This is a genomic window from Tianweitania sp., assembly GCF_032053605.1.
Taxonomy (GTDB): Bacteria; Pseudomonadota; Alphaproteobacteria; order Rhizobiales; family Rhizobiaceae; genus Tianweitania.
Map to the genome: position 1 here is coordinate 37896 of NZ_DAMBUH010000010.1, position 25021 is coordinate 62916.

21 protein-coding genes and 2 pseudogenes are annotated in these 25021 nt (G+C 61.1%); 13 read left to right on the forward strand and 10 right to left on the reverse strand.

Annotation, left to right across the window (positions count from 1 at the left end):
• The first annotated feature begins 198 nt into the window (after positions 1 to 198).
• The 4 genes and pseudogenes from RTX98_RS04385 to RTX98_RS04395 all read left to right on the forward strand — a co-directional run bounded on the left by RTX98_RS04385 (position 199) and on the right by RTX98_RS04395 (position 5621).
• Positions 199 to 1214, forward strand: a pseudogene (locus RTX98_RS04385) (chemotaxis protein CheB).
• An 83-nt stretch (positions 1215 to 1297) separates the two neighbouring features.
• Entirely contained in the window at positions 1298 to 4522 is a 3225-nt protein-coding gene (locus tag RTX98_RS04390; RefSeq protein WP_416223062.1) for a CheR family methyltransferase, read from the forward strand.
• A gap of 39 nt (positions 4523 to 4561) precedes the next feature.
• Positions 4562 to 5278, forward strand: coding sequence for a sensor histidine kinase (locus RTX98_RS20765; RefSeq protein WP_416223063.1), 717 nt, complete (start codon positions 4562 to 4564; stop codon positions 5276 to 5278).
• Positions 5256 to 5621, forward strand: coding sequence for a response regulator (locus tag RTX98_RS04395; RefSeq protein ID WP_312794866.1), 366 nt, complete (start codon positions 5256 to 5258; stop codon positions 5619 to 5621). Before RTX98_RS20765 ends, RTX98_RS04395 begins: the two co-directional genes overlap by 23 nt.
• A gap of 156 nt (positions 5622 to 5777) precedes the next feature.
• Here RTX98_RS04395 and RTX98_RS04400 read toward each other — a convergent pair whose 3' ends face one another.
• From RTX98_RS04400 to RTX98_RS04435, 8 genes are all read right to left on the reverse strand, one after another.
• The gene (locus RTX98_RS04400; protein ID WP_312794867.1) at positions 5778 to 6587 is read right to left on the reverse strand and encodes an ABC transporter ATP-binding protein; all 810 of its coding nucleotides are present in this window, start codon (positions 6585 to 6587) and stop codon (positions 5778 to 5780) included.
• Entirely contained in the window at positions 6584 to 6916 is a 333-nt protein-coding gene (locus RTX98_RS04405) for a ferredoxin family protein (RefSeq protein ID WP_312794868.1), read from the reverse strand. The genes RTX98_RS04400 and RTX98_RS04405 overlap by 4 nt, the downstream gene beginning before the upstream one ends.
• Before the next feature lie 11 nt (positions 6917 to 6927).
• The gene (locus tag RTX98_RS04410; RefSeq protein WP_312794870.1) at positions 6928 to 8502 is read right to left on the reverse strand and encodes an FAD-binding protein; all 1575 of its coding nucleotides are present in this window, start codon (positions 8500 to 8502) and stop codon (positions 6928 to 6930) included.
• Positions 8481 to 9248 carry an ABC transporter permease gene (locus tag RTX98_RS04415; RefSeq protein WP_312794871.1) on the reverse strand — a complete coding sequence of 256 codons (768 nt, stop codon included), beginning with the start codon at positions 9246 to 9248 and terminating at the stop codon, positions 8481 to 8483. The genes RTX98_RS04410 and RTX98_RS04415 overlap by 22 nt, the downstream gene beginning before the upstream one ends.
• A 2-nt stretch (positions 9249 to 9250) precedes the next feature.
• Positions 9251 to 10096, reverse strand: coding sequence for an ABC transporter permease (locus RTX98_RS04420; protein ID WP_312794873.1), 846 nt, complete (start codon positions 10094 to 10096; stop codon positions 9251 to 9253).
• Positions 10097 to 10148: 52 nt separating this feature from the next.
• Positions 10149 to 11228 (reverse strand): ABC transporter substrate-binding protein, encoded by a 1080-nt coding sequence (locus RTX98_RS04425; protein ID WP_312794874.1) that lies wholly within the window; start codon positions 11226 to 11228, stop codon positions 10149 to 10151.
• Between the two features lie 291 nt (positions 11229 to 11519).
• Positions 11520 to 12263: an exonuclease domain-containing protein gene (locus RTX98_RS04430; protein WP_312794875.1), complete on the reverse strand. Its 744-nt coding sequence runs from the start codon at positions 12261 to 12263 to the stop codon at positions 11520 to 11522.
• 297 nt (positions 12264 to 12560) lie between these two features.
• Entirely contained in the window at positions 12561 to 13295 is a 735-nt protein-coding gene (locus RTX98_RS04435; RefSeq protein WP_312794876.1) for a FadR/GntR family transcriptional regulator, read from the reverse strand.
• Positions 13296 to 13721: 426 nt separating this feature from the next.
• On the opposite strand from RTX98_RS04435, the gene RTX98_RS04440 reads away from it, so the two are divergent.
• The 8 genes from RTX98_RS04440 to RTX98_RS04475 all read left to right on the forward strand — a co-directional run bounded on the left by RTX98_RS04440 (position 13722) and on the right by RTX98_RS04475 (position 22378).
• Entirely contained in the window at positions 13722 to 14189 is a 468-nt protein-coding gene (locus tag RTX98_RS04440) for a RidA family protein (protein ID WP_312794892.1), read from the forward strand.
• 43 nt (positions 14190 to 14232) lie between these two features.
• Complete coding sequence (locus RTX98_RS04445; RefSeq protein WP_312794877.1) at positions 14233 to 14973, forward strand: amino acid ABC transporter ATP-binding protein; 741 nt, start codon at positions 14233 to 14235, stop codon at positions 14971 to 14973.
• Between the two features lie 42 nt (positions 14974 to 15015).
• A complete protein-coding gene (locus RTX98_RS04450; RefSeq protein WP_312794879.1) occupies positions 15016 to 15684 on the forward strand; it encodes an amino acid ABC transporter permease in 669 nt (222 codons plus the stop codon).
• Between the two features lie 10 nt (positions 15685 to 15694).
• Positions 15695 to 16345, forward strand: a complete 651-nt coding sequence (locus RTX98_RS04455; protein WP_312794880.1) for an amino acid ABC transporter permease — start codon at positions 15695 to 15697, stop codon at positions 16343 to 16345.
• Positions 16346 to 16377: 32 nt separating this feature from the next.
• Positions 16378 to 17217 carry a transporter substrate-binding domain-containing protein gene (locus RTX98_RS04460; protein ID WP_312794882.1) on the forward strand — a complete coding sequence of 280 codons (840 nt, stop codon included), beginning with the start codon at positions 16378 to 16380 and terminating at the stop codon, positions 17215 to 17217.
• A gap of 164 nt (positions 17218 to 17381) precedes the next feature.
• Entirely contained in the window at positions 17382 to 19469 is a 2088-nt protein-coding gene (locus RTX98_RS04465; protein WP_312794883.1) for a hydantoinase/oxoprolinase family protein, read from the forward strand.
• Between the two features lie 12 nt (positions 19470 to 19481).
• Positions 19482 to 21116: a hydantoinase B/oxoprolinase family protein gene (locus RTX98_RS04470; protein WP_312794884.1), complete on the forward strand. Its 1635-nt coding sequence runs from the start codon at positions 19482 to 19484 to the stop codon at positions 21114 to 21116.
• 62 nt (positions 21117 to 21178) lie between these two features.
• Complete coding sequence (locus RTX98_RS04475; RefSeq protein WP_312794886.1) at positions 21179 to 22378, forward strand: pyridoxal phosphate-dependent aminotransferase; 1200 nt, start codon at positions 21179 to 21181, stop codon at positions 22376 to 22378.
• 135 nt (positions 22379 to 22513) lie between these two features.
• Here the strand turns inward: RTX98_RS04475 and RTX98_RS04480 are convergent, their stop codons facing one another.
• Entirely contained in the window at positions 22514 to 23782 is a 1269-nt protein-coding gene (locus RTX98_RS04480) for an ATP-binding protein (RefSeq protein WP_312794888.1), read from the reverse strand.
• Entirely contained in the window at positions 23779 to 24504 is a 726-nt protein-coding gene (locus RTX98_RS04485) for a response regulator (RefSeq protein ID WP_312794889.1), read from the reverse strand. The genes RTX98_RS04480 and RTX98_RS04485 overlap by 4 nt, the downstream gene beginning before the upstream one ends.
• 206 nt (positions 24505 to 24710) lie before the next feature.
• On the opposite strand from RTX98_RS04485, the pseudogene RTX98_RS04490 reads away from it, so the two are divergent.
• A pseudogene (locus RTX98_RS04490) lies at positions 24711 to 25021 on the forward strand (hypothetical protein); the annotation flags it as partial.

Sequence of the window (25021 nt, forward strand, 5' to 3'; positions counted from 1 at the left end):
CAAATGCTGGCCTATGAGATGAAGGCAACCACGGCGCTCGCCGTGGAGGCCGATGGCCTCCGTTGCACGATCCGTTTTCCCCTGCCGCCTCGCATCGGCTCGGTTCGAGAAGCTTGAGGCTCACAGCCTGACGACACTGGCGGCAGGTTCTGAGGAACCTGTTTGCGCCCATACGGACCGTTCAGGAAGGACCACCGAATGACAGCACCGGCCAAAAAGGACATTGTCGCGATCGGCGGTTCGGCGGGCAGCGGTGCGGTGCTGCGAAAGCTGATCGGCCAACTGCCGCAGGATCTGGCGGCAAGTGTGTTCATCAGCACCCATATTCCGGCAAATTCGCCCGGCCACCTTTCGGATATGCTTTCCAACGCCGTTGGGCGAAAAGTGTCGCAAGCGCTGGATGGCCAGCCGATCGAGCGGGGCCAGATCTATGTCGCCGCACCGGATCGCCATCTTCTGCTGATCGGCAACACGATCAGGCTGGGCATGGGACCGCGCGAGAACATGGTCCGGCCGGCGATCGATCCGATGTTTCGCTCCGCCGCTTTGTCGTTCGGCTCGCGTGTCGTGGGTGTCGTGCTGACCGGCATGCTCAATGATGGCGCATCCGGCCTTCATACGATCAAGGCCTGTGGTGGCACGGCGGTGGTCCAGCATCCGCTCGACGCCGAAGCGGATGAAATGCCGCTGGCTGCCCTTCAGAGCGTCGATGCCGATCATGTTGCGTCCGCTGATGATCTCGGCAGTGTGATTGCGGGTATTATCGGCGACAGCGCGGACGGGTCTCATTGTTCGTCCGACGAATTGCAGCTTGAAGCCGATATCGCGGCTGGCCGGCGGCTGGGTAGTGCCAATCTGCTCCAGATCGCCGAGCCCAGCCCTTTGTCTTGCCCGGATGTCACGGAGTTTTGTCAGAGGTGCGTGGTTCACGCCCGCTTCGCTTCCGGTGCCAGATCGGTCACGGTTACACGGCCGAGGCGCTTGCCTCGCATGTCACGGAAGTGGACAAGGCGTTCAGGGTGGCAATGCGCGTGATGGAAGAGCGCGTGACCCTGGTTGATCGCATGACGCGTGATGCTCGCGAGACCGGCCGCCCTGCGGTCGCCAAGCTCTATGAAACTCGAGGACAAGAATGCCGGCGCTACGCAGCGACCCTCAGGGACGCAGCCATTCTTTCACTGCGCCATGGTCGCTCGCCGGAAGAAGATCTCTGACGGACAGGCTACTTACGGCGGCCGAAGCGATTATCATTGCAAGTGCCTTTGACCTTTGACTCGCAGCTGAAACAGACCGTCCCATGCAGAAACAGTTGAAGCCAACCGAGTCAGCCGACGAGCAGGAGACCATTGCGGTGGTCGGGATCGGCGTCTGCGCGCTCTCGCTTCGCTCGTTCGAACAGGTCTTTGCCGATATCGATCCTGAACTTGGCGCGGCTTATCTCGTCGCCGTGCGCCAGCAGGAAGGGCTCGATGTCGGCACCGTCGTCGAGGTGCTGAAGCGGCAGGTCTCCATGCCCGTCAGCATCGCGGCCGATGGCGAGCGCTTGAAGCCGAACCAGGTTTTCGTCGGCGGCCCGGACGACATGATCACGATCGAGGATGGTCACGTCCATATCCGGCCGGCTGCCGAGCCGATCGGCCAGCGCGGCACCGTCGATTCCATGCTGATCTCCATCGCCGAACATGCCCATGACCGCGCCATTGCCGTGATCCTGTCCGGCCTTGGCAGCGATGGCACCGCAGGCGTGACCGCAACCAAGAAGTTCGGCGGGTTGTCGATCGCCGAACTGGCGAAAAATGACGAAGAAGCAGGCCAGGCCGGGGTGGGGCCGCTTGGTGCTGCCGACCTCCAGCTGCCGGCCGACGAGATCGCCCAGCATATCCTTCTTTATGCCAGAAACCTGTCTCAGCTCATCGAAACTGGCGCGGATGGCGAGATTTCAGCTGATCTGGAAGGGCAGATCACGCAGATCACGACCATTCTGCGCAACGTGACCAGCCACGACTTTCATGGATACAAACGCGGCACCTTTACCCGGCGCGTTCACCGCCGGCTGCAGGTCCTGCAGATCGAAACCGTCGACGCCTATGTCGAACGGCTGCGCAGTGACCGTGAGGAAGCACAGAACCTGTTTCAGGATCTGCTGATTGGCGTCACGCAATTCTTCCGCAACCCGGCCGAGTTCGAAGCGCTGGAGCAGGAAATTCCGCGTTTGTTCGAAGGCAAGGAAGCCGGCGACCAGTTTCGCGTCTGGGTGCTGGGCTGCGCCACCGGAGAGGAAGCCTATTCGATCGCCATCCTGCTGCGCGAGCATATGGCGACGCTCGACCATCCGCCCGAAGTCCAGATTTTCGCAACCGATCTCGATGCGAGGGCGCTCGGCCTCGCGCGGGCGGGGCGCTATTCCGGCACCATCGCCGCGCATGTGCGGCCCGACCGGTTGTCACGATGGTTCGTGCGCGAGGGCGACACCTATTGCGTATCGAAGGAGTTGCGCGAAATGTGCATCTTCTCGCCGCACAATGTCGTCAAGGACGCGCCTTTCTCGCGCATCGACATCCTGTCTTGCCGTAACCTCCTGATCTACCTGAATGGCGACCTCCAGAACCGCGTCATTCCGATCTTCCATTTCTCGCTGAGACCGGGCGGCGTGCTGTTTCTGGGTTCGTCGGAAAACGTCACCCGCCACGCCAAGCTGTTCGCGCCGGTCGACCGCAAGAACCGCGTGTTTCGCCGTTTGGAAACGGCAACCCGCATCATTCCGGATTTTCCGCTCAGCCCACGACCGCGCAGCATCGATCCCCAGATCATGGCGCCGCCCTCAGGGCTGCCGGCACCGCGGCTGACCAGCTCGATCAACCGCCAGGCTGAAGCGGTCGCGGAACGCTATGCGCCGGCCTATGTCGTTGTTGATACGCATGGAGACGTGCTGCATTTCTCGGGCCGAACAGGGCGGTATTTCGAACCCGCCGCCGGCGCGGCCACGCTCAATCTTTTAAGCCTCGCGCATCGCGACCTTCGCCTCGATCTTCGTTCCGCGCTGCACCGTGCTACCGCTGAAGGAACCCGCATCGAGGTGCCGCGCGTGGTGATCCGCCAGGATGATCGTGCGTATGCCGTCAATGTCGTGGTCGAGCCGCTGGGCAAAGGAGACGTGACGTCCCTGATCGTCCTGTTCCAGGATGCCGGTCAGGTCGCGGAAAACAGTTCCAAGGGCGATGGCGAGTGGCTGACGGCGGACGAGCATGTTCAGCGCCTGGAAACCGACCTGCGCGTTACGCGCGACCGGCTCCAGGCCACGATTGAGGAGCTGGAATCGACCAACGAGGAACTGAAATCCTCCAACGAGGAATATCAGTCGATCAACGAGGAATTGCAGTCCGCCAATGAGGAAATGGAGACCTCGAAGGAAGAGCTGCAATCCGTCAACGAGGAACTGCAGACCGTCAATGGCGAACTCGGCCATCGCGTTTCTGAACTCGGCCGCACCAATTCCGACCTGAAGAACCTGCTCGAAGCGACCCAGATCGCAACGGTCTTCCTCGACAACGACCTGCGCGTGCGCAACTTCACGCCGGCCGCGACTGAGATCTTCCATCTGCTCGATACGGATGTGGGCCGTCCGCTCGACCATGTCGTGTCTCGCGTTGCTTACCCCGAGCTGCAGGACGATGTCCGCCGCGTCCTGAAGACGCTCGTTTCGGTGGAACGGCAGGTCACCGACCCTGCGGCAGGTCGTCATTTCACGGCCCGCATCCTGCCATACCGCAGCGTCGACAACTATATCAGCGGCGCCGTGGTGACCTTCATGGACCTCACCGTCGCCTTCAAAGCGGAAGCCGCGCTTCGCCTGAGCGAACAGCGCTTGCGCCTTGCCCTGACCGTTGGCGGCCTGGCCAGCTGGGACTGGAACATGCTGACCGGCGTCATCAACTGGTCCGAAGCGCATTACAAGATGGAAGGCTACGAGGTCGGCGAGGTCGTGCCGACTTACGAAGCATGGATCGCGCGCGTCCATCCCGAAGATCGCGCGGCGGCCGAAAAAGCCATTGCAACAGCGCGCGACAATCGCATCGATTACGAACACGGCTTCCGCTCCCTTCATCCCGATGGCACGATCCGCTTCCTGTATGCGCGTGGTATCTTCTTCTACGACGCGGATGGTCAGCCCGTCCGCATGATCGGCATCATGGAAGATGTCACCGACGCGCGCGCGGCCGAAGAAAGGTTGCGGGCGAGCGAGGAGCAGTTCCGTCAGTTCGGCGAGGCGTCCTCCGACGTGCTGTGGCTGCGCGACGCCGAAACCCTGCAATGGGTCTATCTGACGCCTGCCTTTGAGACGATTTATGGCCTGGATCGCGAGCAGGCGACCAGCGGAAACGATCTTCGCAACTGGGCCGAGCTCATCCTGCCGGAAGACCGCGAGCATGCCATGGACGAGATACGCCGCGTCAGGAAGGGTGAACGGGCGGCATTCGAATATCGCGTCCGCCGCCCCGTCGATGGACAGATCCGCTGGTGACGAAATACGGACTTTCCGCTGTTCGATGCCGACGGCACCGTGCGGCAGATCGGCGGCATCGGCCGTGACATCACCGATGAACGTGCGACGGCCAAGCGCATGGAGGTCCTGGTCGCCGAGCTTCAGCACCGCACCCGCAATCTCATTGCCGTCGTGCGGTCGATGGCCGACAAGACCCTGCGCAGCAGCGGCGATCTCTTGGAATTCAGAAGCAGCTTCCGCGAAAGGCTGGATGCTCTGTCCCGGGTTCAGGGATTGTTCTCTCGCCTTAAAGATGGTGACCGTGTCACCTTTGATGAATTGATCCACACGGAGCTTGCGGCTCATGGCGTGACGAAGGGCCAATCCGGTTCGACCATTGTGGAAGGCCCGGCAGATGTGCGCCTGCGCTCCACGACGGTTCAAACACTAGCAATGGCCTTGCATGAACTGGCCACGAACGCCGTGAAATACGGCGCCTTGGGGCAAAGCTCCGGGCAGCTGATGATCACTTGGTCGTTGGAACCGTCAGGGCCAGGGAACAAACCGTGGCTCCATATAGATTGGCGTGAGACTGGTATCGTGATGCAGCCACCGGGATCGGCGCCGCGCGGTTCGGGTCAAGGTCGCGAACTGATCGAGCAGGCACTACCCTATCAGCTCGATGCCAAGACCTCATACGAGCTTTTGCCTGACGGAGTTCATTGCACGATCTCGGTGCCGGTCTCCGCCACCACCTTGGAGGGTAACGAGCATGAATCAAGCGACCCTGCGTGACTGCCGCATCCTCGTGGTGGAAGACGAGTACATGCTGGCCGACGAGCTGCGAACCGAGTTGCTCGACGCCGGCGCCACGGTGCTTGGCCCCGTTGGCACGATTGAAGATGCGCTCGAACTGATCGCGGGCGAGACGGCGATCGACGGCGCGATCCTCGACATCAATCTGCGCGGCGAAATGGTCTTTCCCGCCGCCGATTTGCTGACCCAGCGCAACGTTCCTTTCGCTTTCGCCACCGGCTATGAGGAATCGGCCATCCCTGATCGTTTCAAACAGATCACCCGCTGTGAAAAGCCGGTGGACCTGAACCGGATTACCCAGGCGCTGCGGCAGGTGGCTTGAACATCATCGTGATGTTCACGACTGGTCTGCCACATCGGCCCTATGACCTCGCGCCAAGCCATTTTCGGTGGCCTTCGCCTGTTCCAGCAGTCTGCCTCTGCACCACAGAGGAGTATGATCCAGACGCACGCGGTGTTGGCGACTGACTGCCAGAACTCAGTGCGCTACGATGTTGCCGTTCGGAGCAGTTTCGACCTCAAGAATATTGAGCAGCCTCAGCTTGATGTCGACAAAGGCTGGATCCCCGCGGTGGCGGGGTTTGGGAAGCGGGATGTCGACGATATCGGCGATCCGGCCCGGGCGCGGCTCCATGACGACGACGCGATCGGAGAGAAAAACGGCTTCCTCGACATCGTGGGTGACCATCAGCATGGTGATGCGCTCATGTTTCCAGATGCGCAGTAGCTCGGTTTGCAGCTTCGATCGCGTCAGGCTGTCGAGGGCACCTAGTGGCTCATCCAGCAGAAGCACCCGGGGTTGCGGGGCCAGGCTGCGCGCGATGGCAGCGCGCTGCGACATGCCGCCCGAGAGCTGGTAAGGAAACGCGCGCTCGAAGCCGGCAAGGCCGACAAGGGCGATCAAGTCGCTGACCCGCTGCTGCCGCTGCTGTGTTGTCAGCCCCGACTTGTGCAGACCGAGATCGACGTTCTGCTCGACCGTCAGCCAAGGCAGCAAACGGTGATCCTGGAACAGGATGCCGCGCGACAGGGAAGGGGCGGCAACCGGATCGCCTTCAACCGAGACCGTGCCGCGATCGGGCTGGTCGAGCCCGGCCAGCATGCGCAGCAAGGTCGACTTGCCGCAACCGCTAGGGCCGATCAGACTGACGAACTCACCTTCCGCCACGGTCAGCGAAACATCCCGTAAGGCAGGAACGTCGGCGCCGGCCGTCGTGAAGGTGCGCGACACGCCTCGAACCTCGATTGCTGCCGTTTGTTCTGGATGAGACAAGGCTGCCAGGCTCATGGATTGCGGTCCTCGAACATGCGGTAAGTGGGGTCGGTATGGGTTCCGCGCGGCTTGGCATTGCTCCAGCCCATCGCGCGGGCAAAGCCGCCCATCAAGCCTGCCTCGATTAGCTCCTGTTCGACAACTGGATCATCCGCATCCATGATGGGCGAAACATAGAGCGCGTCAGCGGGACAGTAGAGTTCGCACAGGAAGCAGGTCTGGCAGTCCGCCTTGCGGGCGATCACCGGCGGCTTGCTTGGCACGGCATCGAAGACGTTGTCCGGACAGGCCTTTACGCAGATGTTGCATTCGATGCAGCGGGTATCACTCACAAGTTCAATCATGGCCGGCTTTCCTACCGTTTTGCTCGTGCGGACCCCGCCCAGATCGCGGTAAGGCCACCCGAAAGGATGCTGCCGCTTTGCTCCGGATCAGTGCCCGGGATGTCGACTCGCCTTTGAATGCCCCGCGTTTCCTTCCGCTGCCGAGCGCTGGCATTGATCCAGCGGGCCGTGGCGGCCATGGCGAGGATTTCGCGCGCTTTGATGGGATCAATCCGATGCTGCAGATCCAAAGCGTCTCGCCAGACCGCATCGAGCGCTGCTGCCGACGCGTTCAGCCGGTCGGCCGTGCGCCAGAAGCCGCGATCCAGCGGCAGTGTTTCAGCCTGGATGGCGCTGACAACTTCACTTGCGTCAGCCTGTGTGGAACCAACGGCCCGCAAGTCCGCGCCACCCGCCCCACGTGACAAGCGCTTGGCCTGCAAAGCGCCGATCTTCACCGCAAAATTGGCGGCATTGATGCCGGACCACCGGCCCGTTGCGACGGCCCACGAGGAATTCGGACCACCGCCACCGCTTGAAGCGCCCGCCATCGCTTCACGCGATGCCGCATCGCCGGCGGCAAAGAGGCCGGGGATTTCTGTCGCGGTATCGTCGCCGACGATCAGGCCGCCATTGCCGCGCACGGTGCCTTCATAAAGCAGCCCGACTTCGAAACGCTGCGTGAAAGGATCGATGCCTTGCCGATCGAACGGCATGAAGACGTTGGGTTGGCCGCGCATGCCCGACTGGACCCGAGGCGAGGCTTTATCAAGAACCGCAAAGACCCGTCCGTTCTTCAGTCCAGCTGCAACCGCATCCTGCCGGTCACCTTTGCCGCCGATGATGGTGCCGGCTTCATCGGTGAAGGTCGCCCAGTAATAGACGATGCCCTTGGTCACCGAGCAATGAAGCGGGGCGATGCCATATTGCCCGGTGAAATCCATGCCTGAAAAGCTGGCGCCGGCTTCGGCAGCCATCAGGTAGCCGTCGCCCGTGAGGTTGCGGGTGCCGAGCGCGCCAGACAGAAAGGCGCAGCCGCCTGACGCGATCACCACCGCGCCGGCTTTGACCTGCCAGCCTTCACCATCCACGCGCCGTACGCCACGAGCACCACTCACGATGCCGTCTGACGTCAGCAGCTCAAGCGCTGGACTCTGGTCGAGGATTGTAACGCCGTTCTTGATCAACCGCTGGCGCAGAAAGCGCAGATAATCGACGCCACGCATCGATCCGCGCCAAGGCGTGCCATCCTCGATGGTGGGAAAGCGATAACCCCAGTCGGCAAGCCGGTTCAGCTGGATGTAGGTTTCTTCCAGAACGCGGTCGACCACATCTGCGCGCACCAGACCGAGGCCTCTCGCCTCGCGCTGAGCGATCGCCTTTTCGCGTGCAGCGCCCGGCGCCGCGTCGATGATCGAGGAATTACCGGCAGCCGTTGCTCCAGCCGTGCCGACATAGCCTTTCTCTGCGAGGATAACAGTCGCGCCGGCTTCGCGAGCAGACAGAGCCGCCCAGCACCCGGCAGGGCCGCCGCCGATTACAAGCACGTCGGCGATCAGGTTCTGGCTGCCTTGGCTGGATGCGGTCATGTCGACGGTGCCCGCCATTTGAAGGCTCTGCGGGAGGCGAAAGCGAGAAGCCGGTTGAGAGCAAAGCCGACTAGGCCGATGGCGAGGATGCCGACGATCACACCGTCCATCGAGCCGCGCATTCGGGACGCTGCGAGGATGATGCCAAGGCCGTCTCCTGCGGAAATGAAGTATTCCGCGCCGATCGTCGACAGCCAGGCTGTTGCCACGGCCAGCTCAAGCCCTGCCAGGATCGAGGGAGCTGCGGCAGGCAGGATGATCCGGCGAATGGTCTGCCAGCGGGAAAGCTCCATCACCCGGCCGACTTCGAGATAGGGCAAAGGCACGCCGCGGCAGCCGGCTTCGACATTGACGACGGTTGGGTAAAAGGCACCGATCGCGATCAAGGCGATCATCGTCTGGCCGCCGATGCCCAGCCAAGCGGTCAGCAGCGGCATCCAGGCAAAAACAGCGATCTGCCGCAAAGCGTGGAAGGTTGGACTGATGACGCGCCCGGCGGCTGAAGACAGGCCAATCAGCAGGCCGATGGCCAGACCTGAAGCAGCGCCAAGCGCGAAGCCGATCAGCAGGCGCAGCAGGGTGGCGGTCGTTCCGGCCAATAAGGTGCCGTCACTGACGAACTGCGCAAGCGCATCGCCAATACGGCTGAAGCTGACGAAGATATAGTTGTTGCCGAGCCCGTTCGCCGAAACGACCCACCAAGCCAACAGGATGGCCGCCGGCAGCACAAGACCGCGCAGGTCAAGACGGGAGCGGGCGCGCATGCTCATCCGGCCGACCGTGCTTGCCAAAGCGTGAGATGCTTCTCAGCACGCAACATCAGCCGGTCGAGCGTCCAGCCGATCAAGCCAACCAGGATCATCGTGACGATGACGACATCGAGGTAAAACAGCTTGCGGCCCCAATTCATGAGGTAGCCGATGCCCGACGACGAGGCGATCAGTTCCACCACCACAAGCGCCTGCCATCCTTTGGATAGAGCAAGGCGGAAGCCAGCGAACAAGGAAGGAAGAATGGCCGGAATGATGACCTTGCGCAGTGTCTGGCCGCGAGGCAGTTCAAGGACCCGGGCGACTTCCAGGTAGCGTTGCGGCAGCGCGCGCGTGCCCTCGTAGCTCGTGACAAGCAGCGGGAAGAAACAGGTCTTGGCGATCATCGCGAATTTCAGCGACTCGCCGACGCCCAGGATCAACATCAGGAATGGCAACCAGCCAAGTGTCGGCACCAGCCAGATCATTCGGATCGTCGGCCCCACATAGGCCTCGAAGCTCTCGGAGCGCGCCATCATCACGCCGCATGCCAGACCAAGGCTGCCGCCAATCGCCAGGCCGACAAGCACGCGCATGAAGCTGATGCCGACTTCGGCAAAGATCTGCCCCGATCCGAACAGCTCTGTTGCGGACTGGAGCACAAGCGCCGGTGCTGGAAGGATAAGCGGCGAAACCCATGCATAAGCCGCAGCGGCTTGCCAAAGCGCAAGGATGGAGAGCGGCAGGATAAGTGCTGCCGCCCAATTGACGCCTGCTAAGCCCACTGCTTTCCCACGCACGCGAAAGCGCGATCTCAGGGAATGAGGCAGCGCGGCAGTCTCGCGAAGACTCTCGATAGTCATACGGCGTCCCGATCAGGCAATGCTTGGAAGGCGCAGCCCGGTCCTTGAATGCTCAGGCAGAAACGCTGCCGTCAGCCTTGCGGTTTGGCCAAGTCTTCTGAAGACCAAGCTCCGCAATGCCCTTGTCGATGAAGCTGCGATCGACCCAGCTCTTCAGGTCGACATCGCTACGGATCAGCTTGTTCTCCTTCGCGAAGTCGATGCCGCCCTGGAACTGCGACAGGAAATAGTCGTCGATGACGGGTGTCAGTTCTTCGCCTAGGGCGACGCCGGCCAGATCCCTCTCCAGCGCGGCACGGTTCTCGCCGGCCTTCTCGTAAAGGGACAAGACGGCCGCAAAGTTCTCAGGCTGTGCCGCGAACTGCGCGGCCTTGAGATAGGCGTTGACCACGCGTTGCGTCGTTTCCGGATATTTGGCAGCGAAATCTTCGGTGACGGAGAAGCCGCCGAAGTTGTTGGCTGGACTTACCTGGCCCTTGGACGTGTAGATCAGCTTGGCATTGCCGTCCTCGGCAAGCTTCAGGAAGCCGGCGCCACCCCAGCCTATATCCACAGCACCCGATGCGATCGCGCCGATCTCGTCACCGCCTTCAAGATCGAAAAGTTCGACGTCGGACTCTTTCAAGCCATGCTGCTCAAGCACCCGGATGAAAGCGAGGTGCGGTGCCGTTCCCCGGCCGATCGCAGCGCGGAGACCTTTGAGGTCGGCAACCGTCTTGACGTCCAAACCATTGCGCACCACGAGATAAGAATGGCCGATGCCGACCGAGGCAAGCAACTTGGTTGGCAGGCCACGTGACTTGCCGGTGATGTGCGGGAAGCCGCCATAGCGCGCAAAGTCGACCTGACCATTGGCTATGGCTTCGTTGATGGCCGGGCCGCTGCCGGCAGGATAGGTGAAGGTGAGTTCGACATCGTCTTTCTCGAACTCCTTGGCCAAAAACCCGCCGGAATGGGCAATGCCGAGAATGCCGGTGGTGAAGGGTTGGCCATAATCCGCCGGATTGCCGAAGAAGCGGATTTGCTTGGGCAAAGTCCCGGCTGCGGAAGCACGGCGCCCGGTCGCAGCAACGGCGATGCCGGCGGCTCCGACCTGAAGGAAACGTCGGCGATTAATGGAAATTACGGTCACGAATGCACTCCGCGGATCTGTCTATGAGATTAGTAGACATTCGATCAAAGCGCTTCGTCAACGCCGCTCCCCAGAGGGGACTGCGTGGTCGAAAACGAACAATCCCTGGATAGTTGAGGGCGCGAAAAACTTGTTCTGCTGCCGGTGGAGGGTAGAAAATACACTTGGCCGCCAGGCGTGAATAAGTGGAGGAATAATTTTCCTCCCCTGCATGATACTTCGATGTTTTTAGAACTGCGAGTATGAACAGAAGAGCTGAAGCAGGCGCAGCGAACTTCGCTCGCCGGAGGCCTAGAAGAGGCTGGTCTGATCGGGCTGGCTTTGTGCCGGTAAGGTGAATTCGCCGCGGCGGGTAAGCTCGGTCTGGGCGGTGAAACGGATGTCCGTGTCGCGATCCCTGGCGAAGGCTTGCAGCACATCCGAGGAGAGCCGATCCCAGGACTTTCCACGCTCGGGTCCAGCGGGCACGCGCGGCAGCAAACCAGGTTCCCTGCTCCAGGCGATGAGCTGCTCGGCGGAAACCTCGTTCAGCATGTCGCGCAGATGGTGCGCGGTAACATAGGCGTCCGGCATGGCTCGATGGGCTGGCAGGCCGATTTCACGAACAAGCCCTTCGGGCATGCGCTGGTAACGCAGCATCTGGTTGGAAAACCGAGGAAGATGCGGCCATAAACGCAGTGCGCATTTCCAGGTGCAGATCCAGTCGGCGTTCCTGGTGAACCTCGGCGTGCAATAGCGCTGCTCGAAGGCAGCGCGATGGGCAGCGAGGGCAAGGACACCGTTCTCGGGCCGCAGAACGCTGGATGCGATGGTCTTCCAGAACGGCGCATCGGCGACATCGGCATCGATGATGTGGTGAACAGCCATCGTGTCAGGCAGGATCGGACGACCCGGATTAACCAGCAGCGCGCCGCGTTCCCCATTGACATGCCAGCGCCCATCGCTGCCCTGTGCAACATCCTGCCAGCCGATCTCGCAGACATGATGCGGACCGTTTCCGGCGGTCTCGAGATCAATCACACGAATGGGCGACAAAGGCATCAGCCTAAGCTAGGCAGCCTTCGTGAGATCACAACGCGAACAAGCATAAATTGTTGGCGATTTGCATGAGCGGTGTAAGGTCTGGACGGCTCCAGAACATTCGCGATCTCTGCGCACACCGCACGAACTTAAATCGCGGCAGTGTTTGACACGTGGCCGGGCACCTCGGCGATACGCCCAGCATCTTCACCGTTCCTGCTCGGTGCCAACAAGAGCAGACGAGTCGCAACTTACCAACGGAAGGGTGCGTTGAGTGTGCTCATTGAGCATCCGGCATGAGTTGCCGGCCGCTCACTTGGCTTGAATGTCGTTGGCGCCATCCTGCGCGCCGTTGAAGCCGCGATAGCGGCGGTGGCTGCGGGTTAAATGCGCCTGCATGGCCTTCCTGGCGCCTTCGACATCGCCGGAGCTGATCGCATCGCAGATCGCGCGGTGCTCCACCACTGTGTTATGAATGTAGTCACGCGTGATGAGTGATGGATGCAGATTGCGCGAGAAGGTCTGCTGCGGCATGATTTTTCGGCTCATGACGCTGAAGAATTCGGTGAAAGCGGAATTGTTGGTCGCTTCTGCGATCGAGCGGTGGAAGGCGAAGTCATGGTCGTCGAGACCCTCTTCCTCCTCGACGGCTGCTTCGAACTGCTTCAGGGCCTCCCACATATTCGCTTCCTGAGCCCAGGACCGACGCTGAGCGGCGAGCCCGGCCGCATGCACTTCAAAGGCCATGCGCAACTCCAACAGATCCAGAAAGGGGAGCGACAGGCGGGCCAGAGGATCCAGCACCGAGGCGTGTGGTTCGGCAGCAGCAGCCTTGCTTTGGTCACGAATGAAGATGCCGACGCCATGGCGGGCATCCAGAACACCTTCGGAGCGGAGCGAAGCAACGGCCTCGCGGATGACCGTACGGCTGACACCCATCTGGTCGCCCAATTCGGCTAGCGTCGGCAATTTATCGCCGGTCTGCAGTGTCCCATCGCTGATCAGGGCTTTGAGACTCTCGATCGTGCGTGAGGTCAGAGATTTCAATCTGTTCATCCTGCGGTGACGATCATTGATTGCTTGATATCGCTCACTGATCGGCCGCGCAAGATAGCATCACTGTCGAAGAGATAATATCATTAGGTTATTAGGGGTGAACGTTCTTGCTGTGTGCGCACATAAGCCCTCTCGGCCGCATCAAAAGTCGTTCTTTCTTGTCCTTGGTGTTGGAAAAAACCTCCGGAAAGTTCGAACGCCCTTCGACTTAAAACAAGCTAAAACGGAAAAGAAATGTTTGATAGCAATAGGATAAGGAAGGTTCTGTTCAGCCGTGTCATGCGAGCGACGCTCATGCAGTTCAGTCTTGACAACTCGTATTATATCCGCAAATTTACCGTCATAAGAAAGGCAAGTGATAATATCACATTGATCTCCGGGCATGCTTGGAGACTGAGCCTACAAAGGGAACATGCAATGGGACTTGTCTCATCCAGGATGGCGGAGCTTGGTCTGAGCCTGCCTGAAATCACCTCACCGAGCGGGACTTATGTGCCGTTCCGAATGAGCGGGCAGACGCTGTACATATCAGGACAAGTTCCGCGCATCGATGGTGTGGACGCTTATCTAGGCGTGGTCGGTCAGGATATGGATGTTGCTGAAGCCTACCAGGCTGCCAGAGTTTGCGCGCTCAATCTGCTTGCACGAGCCGCCTCAGCCTTGGATGGCGATTTGGATCGTATTTCAGCGGTCTTGCAGCTGCGTGGTTTCGTGAATGCCATCCCCGCCTTCAAGGATCATCCAGCGGTTATCGATGGTGCTTCCGATCTTCTGGTTGAAGTGCTCGGAGAGAAGGGAAGACATGCGCGTACCGCCCTTGGAGCGGGCTCCCTGCCGCGCGGTTTCGCGGTCGAGGTCGATGCCATTTTTGAGGTTCAGCCCTAAAGGGCCGAGCCGTTTCAGCTGATTTCTACGAAGCGAGAGATAGATGTCTGAAAACGCCATCCAGATGAGCGCCGTCAACAAGTGGTACGGTCCGCTCCATGTTCTCAAGAACATCGATCTGAGCGTCAATCGAGGCGAGCACATCGTGTTGTGCGGCCCGTCCGGCTCGGGCAAGTCGACGCTCATCCGCTGCATCAACCACCTAGAGGAAATCCAAGAAGGTACGATCGACGTCAACGGAACGCGTCTCGGACATACAGGTGCAAACGTCGATCATATCCGCCGCGATGTCGGCATGGTGTTCCAGCAGTTCAACCTGTTCCCGCATATGACGGTGCTCGAGAACTGCATGCTGGCGCCGCGCCGCGTACACAAGGCGTCCGGCGCGCAGGCCAAGGAAAAGGCCATGCACTTCCTCGATCGGGTCCATATCGCGGAGCAGGCGAACAAGTATCCGGCACAGCTGTCCGGCGGCCAGCAGCAGCGAGTGGCCATCGCGCGCGCACTTTGCATGGGCCCCAAGATCATGCTGTTCGACGAGCCGACATCCGCCCTTGATCCGGAAATGGTCAAGGAAGTGCTGGATACGATGATTTCGCTGGCCGATGACGGCATCACCATGATCTGCGTGACACACGAGATGGGTTTCGCCCGTGCGGTGGCGCATCGCGTGATCTTCATGGATCGCGGCGAGATCATCGAAAGCGCGCCGCCTACCGAGTTCTTCGGAAATCCCAAGCACGAACGCGCCAAGGCCTTCCTCGGCCAGATCCTCAGTCACTGACGCGAAAGAGAGATCGTACGGGCACAAGAAAAGGCAGCGCGCATGCAACACACATTCGATTTTGCCCCCGTTCTGGACGCTTGGCCGGCGCTGCTGCAAGGCGCACTCCAGACACTGAAGATTTCCGGCATCTCGATGGCGCTGGGGCTGTGTCTCGGCATCGTCTTCATGCTGATGCGCATGAGCCCTATCAAAGCCGTCTCGGCGGTAGCGCTCGCCTATATCGAGGTGATCCGCAACACGCCGTTCCTGGTGCAGGTCTTCTTCATCTTCTTCGGCATGCCATCCCTCGGCGTCACGCTGACGGCGGAACAGGCAGCCATCCTGGCAATGACGCTCAACTGCGCAGCCTATTCGGCGGAGATCGTGCGTGGCGGTGTGGAGTCGATCCGAAAAGGACAGATCGAGGCGGGTCGTGCGCTTGGGCTCCATACGTTCGATGTCTACCGCTACATCATCTTCCGGCCAGCCATCCGCGCGGTTTATCCCGCTTTGTGCAGCCAGTTCATTCTGATGATGCTGAACTCCAGCCTGGTGGCCTCGGTCTCGGCGGAAGAGCTTACCTATGTCGGCCAGACCATCGATGCGGAAACCTTCCGCAGCTTCGAGGTCTATTTTGTCCTCGGCGTCATCTATCTCGCTTTGTCGCAGTTCTTCTCTATCGTTCTGCAACTCATCGGCAAAGCCTACTTCTCCTATCCGACAAAGTGAGTTCGAGCCGATGATCCGCAGTTTCGGTACCTCAGAATTCCTGTTCATCCTGGAAGCGGCGAAATGGACGATCCTTATGTCCGTTCTGGCCTTCATCGTTGGCGGCAGCGGCGGCCTGCTGGTGGCACTTGCCCGCACCAGCAACAGCAAGGTGCTGCGTTGGGCAGCCACGGTCTACATCCAGATCTTCCAGGGCACGCCGCTCCTGATTCAGCTGTTCTTCGTGTATTTCGGCCTGCCGCTGCTCGGCATCAAGGTCGATGTTTGGGTCGCGCTGATCATCGGCTTGTCGCTTCATACCAGCGCGTTTCTGGGTGAGATCTGGCGCGGCAGCATCCAGGCTGTTCCTTCGGGCCAAAGCGAAGCCGCGCGGGCGCTTGGCATCGGCTATGTCAGCCTGATGAAGGATGTGGTGCTGCCTCAGGCCTTCCGCATCGGCCTGCCCGCCACGATCGGCTTCCTTGTCAACCTCATCAAGGGCACGGCGCTGGCCGCACTTCTCGGCGTCGTGGAACTCACCCGCTCCGGCCAGTTGATGGCCAACATCACCTTCGAGCCGCTCAAGGTCTACGGCGCGGTCGGCTTCCTTTACTTCATCATCTGCCTGCCGCTGACCTACGCCAGCGGACGGATCGAACGACGCCTGAATGCTGGACACTGAATAAACCAAGAAACAAAACCAGAGGTAAGAACATGATCAAACAGCTCTTCTCTTACGCAAAGCCCGCGCTCGGCGTGGTCACCGCACTTGTTATGTCGGCATCCATGATGAGCGCCGCTCAAGCCATCACGCCGGAGGAAATCAAGGCTAAGGGTGTCGCCGTGGTCGGCGTGCAGATGGACCAGTTCCCCTGGGGGTTCATCAACGAAAATGGCGAGAACGACGGGTATGACGTCGAAGTCGCCAAGCTCATCGCGAAGGAACTCGGCGTCGAATTGCGCTTCGAGCGCATCACGGGCCAGAACCGCATTCCGCTTCTGACCGGCGGCATGGTCGACTTCCTTGTGCCGTCCATGACCATCACGCCGGAACGCGCAAAGGTCGTCCAATATGTTCTGCCTTACTCCGCCAATGACATCACGGTGTGGGCGAAGACCGACGCCGACATCAAGGGCAATGAGGATCTCGGCAAGTTCGTGATCGGCGTAAACCGCGGCAGCGTGTTCGATCCTGTCCTCAAGAAGGCAGCGCCGGAAGGCACCGAGATCAAGCGCTTCGATGACGATGCCACCACAGTGCAGGCGCTGTTGTCCGGCCAGGTCGATGCCATCGTCGGCAGCCTGACTTACGGCCTGGTTATCGAGAAGACCGGCAATGCCGAAAAGTACAATCGCAAGTACAAGCTCGCCGACAATTTCCAGGGCATGGCCGTTCGCAAGGGCGAGCAGGAGATGCTCGACTTCCTGAACGATTTCGTCACGCGCCACACGGCGGATGGTTCGCTCGACACGCTCTACAAGAAGTGGATCGGCCTCGATCGTCCGAAGCTGCCGACCACGCTTGAAGGCATCGACTTCACCGGCAAGCAGTAACCGCATACGGCGGGCGCACAATCGCGCCCGCACCCCTCTCTCAACGTTTCCAACCAACTTGAACTCGCGGCACTCATGACCGCGGGAACCCTCACGCGCGCCTGAAGATCAACCTTCAGCGACCGCCTCAAACAACGATCTCATCTCGGGAGTTACGCATCAACATGACGACAGATGGTGAACTGATCAGGGTCGGCGTCGATATCGGCGGCACCTTCACCGATGTGGCGCTGGAGGTGGGCTCGGTGCTTCATTCGACCAAGGTCCTTACGGACTATGCCTTTCCCGAAGCCGCGATCGTCAAGGGCATTCGCGAGGTGGTGGAAAAAGCCGGGATTGAAGTGTCGCAGATCGATACGGTGATCCATGGAACGACGCTGGCCACCAACGCGCTGATCGAGCGCCGTGGTGCCAAGACGGCTTTCGTCACCACCAAGGGCTTCCGCGATGTCATCGAGATGCGCACCGAAAGCCGTTTCGAGCAATACGATCTCGACATCGTGCTGCCGGCGCCTTTGGTAGGACGCGCAGACCGTTTCGTTCTCGATGAGCGCATGGGTGCCAACGGCGAGCCGCTGAAGCCGCTCGATGATGCCGAAGTCGATACCTTGTGCGACAAGATCATCGCCGAAGGCTATGACAGCGTCGCGGTCGGCTTCATCCATTCCTATCTGAACGGCGCGCATGAACGCCGCTTCCGCGACCGTCTATTGGCCAAGAAGCCGGACCAGTCTGTCTCCATATCCTCGGAAGTCTCGCCACAGATGCGCGAGTTCCAGCGCTTCAACACGGTTTGCGCCAACGCTTACGTAAAGCCGCTGATGGCCTCCTACCTCAATCGTCTGGTCGGGCGTCTGCGCGAAGAAGGCCTGGTTTCGCCAGTCTTCATGATCCATTCCGGTGGCGGCATCATCAGCGTCGAGAGCGCTGTCGAGTTCCCCGTCCGACTGCTGGAATCCGGTCCGGCCGGCGGCGCGATCTTTGCCGCCCATATCGCTGCCAATCACAGCCTCGATCAGGTCGTGTCCTATGACATGGGCGGCACCACGGCCAAGATCTGCCTTATCGAGCAGCAAACGCCCAAGACGTCCAAGACCTTCGAAGTGGCGCGCACCACGCGCTTCAAGAAGGGCAGCGGCATGCCGATCTCCATTCCGGTGATCGAGATGGTCGAGATCGGAGCCGGTGGCGGTTCCATCGCGACCGTCGATTCCATGCGCCAGATCCGCGTCGGCCCGCACAGCGCCGGCTCCGAACCCGGGCCGGCCTGCTATGATCGTGGCGGCACGCATCCGACCGTCACCGATGCCGACGTGATCCTCGGCCGGCTCGATCCTGACAGCTTCGCCGGCGGCTCCATGAAACTGTCCCGCACTGCTTCCGAAAGCGCGATGGATGCCGATATCGGCAGCAAGCTCGGTGCTGATGTTGCGACGGCAGCGTACGGTCTGAGCGAGGTCGTTGACGAGAACATGAGCAATGCCGCGCGCATGCATGCGGTGGAAAACGGCAAGGAACTGTCTGAGTTCACCATGATCGCCTTTGGCGGTGCCGCACCGGTTCACGCGGCACGGCTTTGTGAGAAGCTCGGCGTCAACGACCTGCTGATCCCACCAGGAGCAGGCGTTGGTTCCGCCATCGGCTTCTTGCGCGCACCGTTCGGCTTTGAATCGGTCCGCAGTGCATACAGCCGGTTGAGCAAGTTCGAGGGTGCCGCCGTCAATGCGGTGATCAACGATCTTGTCACGGAGGCCACGTCCTTCGTGCGCTCCGGCGCGCCTGACGCGGACCCGTCCCTCGAATGCACCGCTTACATGCGCTATGTCGGACAGGGCTGGGAAGTGCCGGTCGCCATCGAAGTGCGCGACTACGCGGATGCCGATGCCGAGCTGTTCCGCAAGCTCTTCGATGAATGCTATGAGCGCTTCTTCGGCCGGGTGATCGATGGTCTCGATGTCGAGATCGTCAGCTGGTCGCTGCGCGCCAGCGCGGAAGCCGCCCCAACGTCTCCGGCTGCCCCCGTCAGCAAACAGGCTGCGGCCGTTTCCAGTGAAACCCGCCAGATCTTCGACGTGCTGGAAGAGCGCTTCCTTGATGCCGCCGTGGTCGAGCGCGCGGCCATGAAGCCGGGCGACTGGATTGCCGGACCGGCCGTCATCACCGAACGCGAAACCTCGACCATCGTCACATCGAGCCGCGACGCCATCATGCAGGCAGACGGATGCCTGCTGCTGCGCGCCAAGGCCGCTTGAGGAACTGAACCCATGTCCAAGTCCTTGCTCTCCGATGTCCACATGCAGATCATGTGGAACCGTCTGATCTCCGTCGTGGAAGAACAGGCAGTCACGCTGATCCGCACGGCCTTCAGCACCAGCGTGCGCGAGTCCGGCGATCTTTCCGCCGGCGTCTTCAACCGCGCTGGCCTGATGATCGCCCAGGCCGTCACCGGCACGCCCGGCCACGTCAATGCCATGGCCGAAGCCGTTGGCCACTTCATCAACGACATCGGCCGCGACAATATCTTTGAAGGCGATGTCTTCATCACCAACGATCCGTGGAAGGGCACCGGCCACCTTCACGACTTCACGGTGGTGTCGCCCAGCTTCCGCAACGGTCAACTGACCGGCTTCTTCGCCTGCACCGCGCATGTGGTTGATGTCGGTGGCCGCGGCTTCGGGCCGGACGCTAACGAAGTTTATGAAGAGGGCATCTTCGTCCCCATCATGAAGTTCGCGGAGCGCGGCGTGGTCAACAAGGACCTCGTCAATATCCTGCGCAACAATGTCCGCGAAAGCCATCAGGTGGTGGGTGATGTTTATTCGCTCGCCGCTTGTAACGAGATCGGTCACCGCCGCTTGATGGACATGATGGACGAGTTCCATCTCGACGATCTCGAAGGTCTTGGCGAGTTCATCTTCAAGCGCAGCTATGACGCCACGATCGACGCACTGAAGGATCTGCCGCACGGCACCTATTCCAATACCATGCGTGTGGACGGTTATGGCGATCCGATCGACATCGCCGTGCGGATCGACGTTCATCCCGACCACATCCTAGCGGATTTCGCCGGTACCTCGGCGCCGAGTCCGAAGGGCATTAACTGCCCGCTGATCTATTCGGCAGCCTATGCCTGTTACGGGTTGAAGTGCTCGTTGGCGCCGGAAATCCCGAACAACCATGCGTCGCTGTTGCCATTCAAGGTGACGGCGCCGACCGACTGCATTCTCAATGCACAGCGTCCGGCTCCCGTTTCCGTCCGTCACGTTCTCGGCCATCTCGTGCCGGATGCCGTTCTCGGCGCCGTTCACAAGATGCTGCCCGGCCGCGTTCCGGCGGAAGGCTCGGGCGCACTCTGGAACCTGCATGTCAGCGCTCGCCCGCTTGCCGGCAACAAGGCGCCCAAGGATGGCGGCCAGCGTGCCGAAGTGCTCCTGTTCAACAGCGGTGGCGCCGGAGCGCGTTCCACGCTCGACGGTCTCAGCGCCACGGCGTTCCCCAGCGGTGTGCATTCCATGTCGATCGAGGCCACCGAGCATGTCGGCCCAGTGATCTTCTGGCGCAAGGAACTGCGTGACGGGTCGGGCGGTGCCGGCCAGTTCCGCGGCGGCCTTGGACAGGTCGTCGAGATCTCCCCGACCGAGGGTCACGAAATCTACTTCAACGCCATGTTCGATCGCGTCAAGCATCCGGCACGCGGGCGTGAAGGCGGCGAGGACGGTGCTGCTGGAGCCGTGCTGCTCGATGACGGAACAGTGCTGCAGGCAAAGGGCCGCCAGCATGTTCCAGCCGGACGCAGGCTCATCCTGGAACTGCCGGGTGGCGGTGGCTACGGGCCGGTCGAGAAACGCGAGCCGGACGCGGCCAAACGCGATCGCGACTATGATTACGTGCCCGCCTGAGCCCATCCATCCACGAAGCCGCCCTCGGGCGGCTTCATTCTTGTTGCGAAGGAACATCCGCGATGAACTATGAAAATCAAAGGTCGTCCAACATCCAGGCCTCGCCAAGCATGGCCGTGTCCATGGCGGCGAAGAAGCTGCGGGCCGAGGGCCGCGACATCATCGATTTGTCGCTCGGCGAGCCCGACTTCGAGCCGCCCGCGCATGTCCTCGACGCCGCTTGCGATGCCGTGCGGGCAGGGGGCATCCGCTATGGTGCAGCGGCCGGCAACGAAGCGCTGCGCAAGGCGATTGCCGCCAAGTTCAAGCGCGACAACGGCCTCGACTACGCGCTGGACGAACTCACCATCGCCAACGGCGCCAAGCAGATCCTGTTCGACGCCTTTCTGGTGACGCTGGAAGAAGGCGACGAGGTCGTCATTCCAGCACCTTGCTGGGTTTCCTATGGCGACATCGTTTCGCTGCATGGCGGCAAGCCGATCTATGCGCTGTGCGGTCCGGAAAGCGGGTTCAAGATTACGCCGGCCCAACTGGAAGCAACGATCACGCCACGCACGCGCTGGCTGATGCTCAACTCGCCGTCCAATCCGACCGGCGCGATCTATTCGCAAGCTGAGTTCGAGGCCTTAGGCAAGGTTCTCGACAAGCATCCGCAGATCCTCGTCCTGTCCGACGAGATCTATGAACACATCCTCCTGCGCGACGTGTCTTTTGTTTCGTTCGGCGAAGCCTGTCCGCAGCTGCGCGACCGCACTCTGATCGTGAACGGCGTTTCCAAGGCCTATGCCATGACCGGCTGGCGCGTCGGCTATGCGGCAGGACCAAAGGCGCTGATCTCGGCAATCAACAAGATGCAGTCGCAAAGCGTGACCTCGGTCTGCCCGGTGGCGCAGGCCGCGGCGACTGCGGCGCTCGAGGGTGACCAAGCCTTTGTCGCGGAAGGCACCGCCAAGTTCAGCAACCGGTCCGATCTCGTAGCCAAGCAGCTCGCCGGGACCGACGGCATCGACTTCCTCGCGCCCGATGGCGCCTTCTACGCCTTCATCGGCGTGAGCAAGCTGATCGGCCGCACCACGAAGTCGGGCGTCGAACTGACCGATGACTCCGCCGTAGCACAGCTGCTCCTGAAGGAGTTTGGCGTTTCCAGCGTCCCCGGCACGGCGTTTGCAGCCCCCGGCTACATCCGCCTGTCCATGGCAGCCTCCGAAGAGGAACTCGAAAAAGCCTGCGCTCGCCTGAAGGACATGGTTGCGTCGGTTTGAGCTAGGCGCAAACAAGATAAGGCCTGGTTTGGTTACCGGAGCAGGCTTTCTTCACTTGGCAAACCCTCCTCGGAGGGCCTGCAAAGCCATTAGCGGTTTGAACAATAACTGGCAGCCCCAAGGCTGCCTAACCTTTCAATAGGCGTTCGATGGTGCTTTGACCGCCTTGAATATGACAGTCTGAACCAAGCCGCCCTTCGGGTGATTGGCGATCTCGATCGTACCGCCGAAACGGTTGATGATTTCGCGGGCGATAGCGAGGCCTAACCCGGCGCCGGGTACTGATTTGCGGCGGGCGATGTCGGGTCGGAAGAAGGGTTCGAAGACCTGTTCGATGAGCTCCGGCGCGATGCCAGGACCGCGATCGGTGATCGTGAGCGCGACGCGGTCGCCTTGTTGTTCCAGCTTGAGGCGAGCGCCTTTGCCGTGGGTGGCCGCGTTGATCAGAAGGTTGCGGAGCGCGCGGGTGAGCGCCAGCGGACCAGCCTCCACCCAGAAGCGGCCGACCGGCACGTAATCCAGATCGCGACCCTGTGCGCGTAGCTCGTCCACGATGTCGATCAGCAGGCGATCCAGGCGGATGGGTTCGCGCTTGTCGGTGTTCACCTCCTCGCGCACGAGCTGGATGGCGCTGTCGGCGATCCGGTCGAGTTCGTCGAGATCGGCCAACCACTTTTCGCGATCTTCGTCGGGTAGGAACTCGGCGCGTAACCGCATGCGGGTCATGGGCGTGCGTAGATCATGGCCGGCGGCAGCAACGAGCCGCATGCGGCTTTCGGTGGCTTGACGAAGGCGCGCAGAAAGGCGGTTCAGCGCACGCGCCGTTGCCTGCATTTCGCGGCTCCCAGCTTCGGGAATAAGGCCAAGCACGCCGTCCGGTCCGATAGATGCGATCGCCTTTTCGATCATGGCGATCGGCCGCGTAATCATGCGGGCAGCAAAAACGGAGATGGCGATGCTACCGACGATGATCAGGACGATCCATCCGACGAGCACACGCGCATTGTCCACCGGCGGACGAAACTCCGGCATTTCGGCGATGAGATAGCGGCCATCGCTGAGCGGTATGGATGCGGTCAAATAGGGTTCGCCGGGCCTTCGCACCACCTGAGCTAAGCGCGGCGTGCCGGTTTGAGCGAGAGCGCGAGACAGGAAGCGCGACAACCCCTCGCGCGCACGCCCGCTCGCTGGTTCCGGCGCTACATGGGCGCCAAGCACACCGAGACGCTGGCCGCGCTCTTCGGCGAGATCCGCAAGCAAATGCATTTGCCGTGCGATTGGCTCGATGGTCGCTTCCGGACGCGGGCCGCGATACACCGTACTCACGGCCAGCGTCGCCAAGCCCACAACGAGGATGATCGCGCACACCAGCAACAGAGTGATGCGGCGTGTCAGCGTGTTCATGGCGCCGCCCTTTTCTTGACGGGTACGCCGAGCTGATAGCCGCCGTTGCGCACGGTCTTGAACAGCGTCATGCCGATCGGACCTTCCAGTTTTCGCCTGAGCCGGCTGATGAGGACGTCGATCGAGCGATCGAAGGGATCGCGCTCCCGCCCTTGTGTGAGATCGAGCAATTGATCTCGCGACAACAAGCGGCCGGGACGCTCGAGCATGACTCGCAGAAGCAGGAACTCCGCGCCCGTGAGATCCACCTCTTGGCCCGCTGCATCGGTCACGCGATGAAGCGCAGTGTCGGCAACAAAGGGTCCAAATTCGAACACGTCCTCGGTTTCAACCGCGTCGCTGTCGCCTGCCGTCCGGCGCAGCACTGCCTTGATGCGGGCCACCAGTTCGCGCGGATTGAAGGGTTTGCCGAGGTAATCATCGGCACCGATCTCCAGCCCGATGATCCGATCCACATCCTCTTTCAGCGCAGTGAGAAGAATGACGGGGATGTGCGGCCGCCGCCCTGCAAGCTCGCGGCAGATGTCGAGGCCGGACCCATCGGGCAGCATGACATCCAGAACGATGAGGTCGAGCTTGGTATCCTCGATGCGCGCTTCGCAATCGCGGCGATCGGCAGCCAGCGTTACCCGGAAGCCCTGCGATACCAGATACTTTCCGAGCAGTGACCGGATTTCCGGATCGTCGTCGACAACGAGGATATGGGCAGAGGTGGGTGGCATGCCTTTGGTTCCGTGAAGCGCACGGATGTCATACTCCGCGTTGAGCCGGCGCAGGAAAGGATTTTGCAAGCGAATGTTGCCCCAGTGCGCTCAGCAATGTTTCGTAACAAAAGGGCTGGCGGCAGACACGTTTCGAGATTTGCGCGCCCATTTCCGGAAACAGCCGCGCATTACTCCTCGCTTCGTACCCAACGGAGGATACGAAGATGATAAAAGCTCTTGCTACAGCCGCCCTTGCTTCGGTGGCCGCTATCCCACTGGTTGTCGGTGGCGGCGCCTGGGCCCAGCCAAGTCCGGCCGACCAGGCACAAACCGAGGCGCCCCGCGATCCCGGCCGTCCAGACTGGAAGCGCGGCGACGGCCCAGCCAAAGGTGGCCATGACCATCATGGACGCAAGCATGGTGATCGTCATGGCCCGCGCCATGGCGGCGAGCGTGGCGGGCCACGTGGTCCCTTCGCCTTGGCTGAGCGACTGTCTAACCTTGAAGTCATTCTCGGCATCAAGTCGGCGCAGCT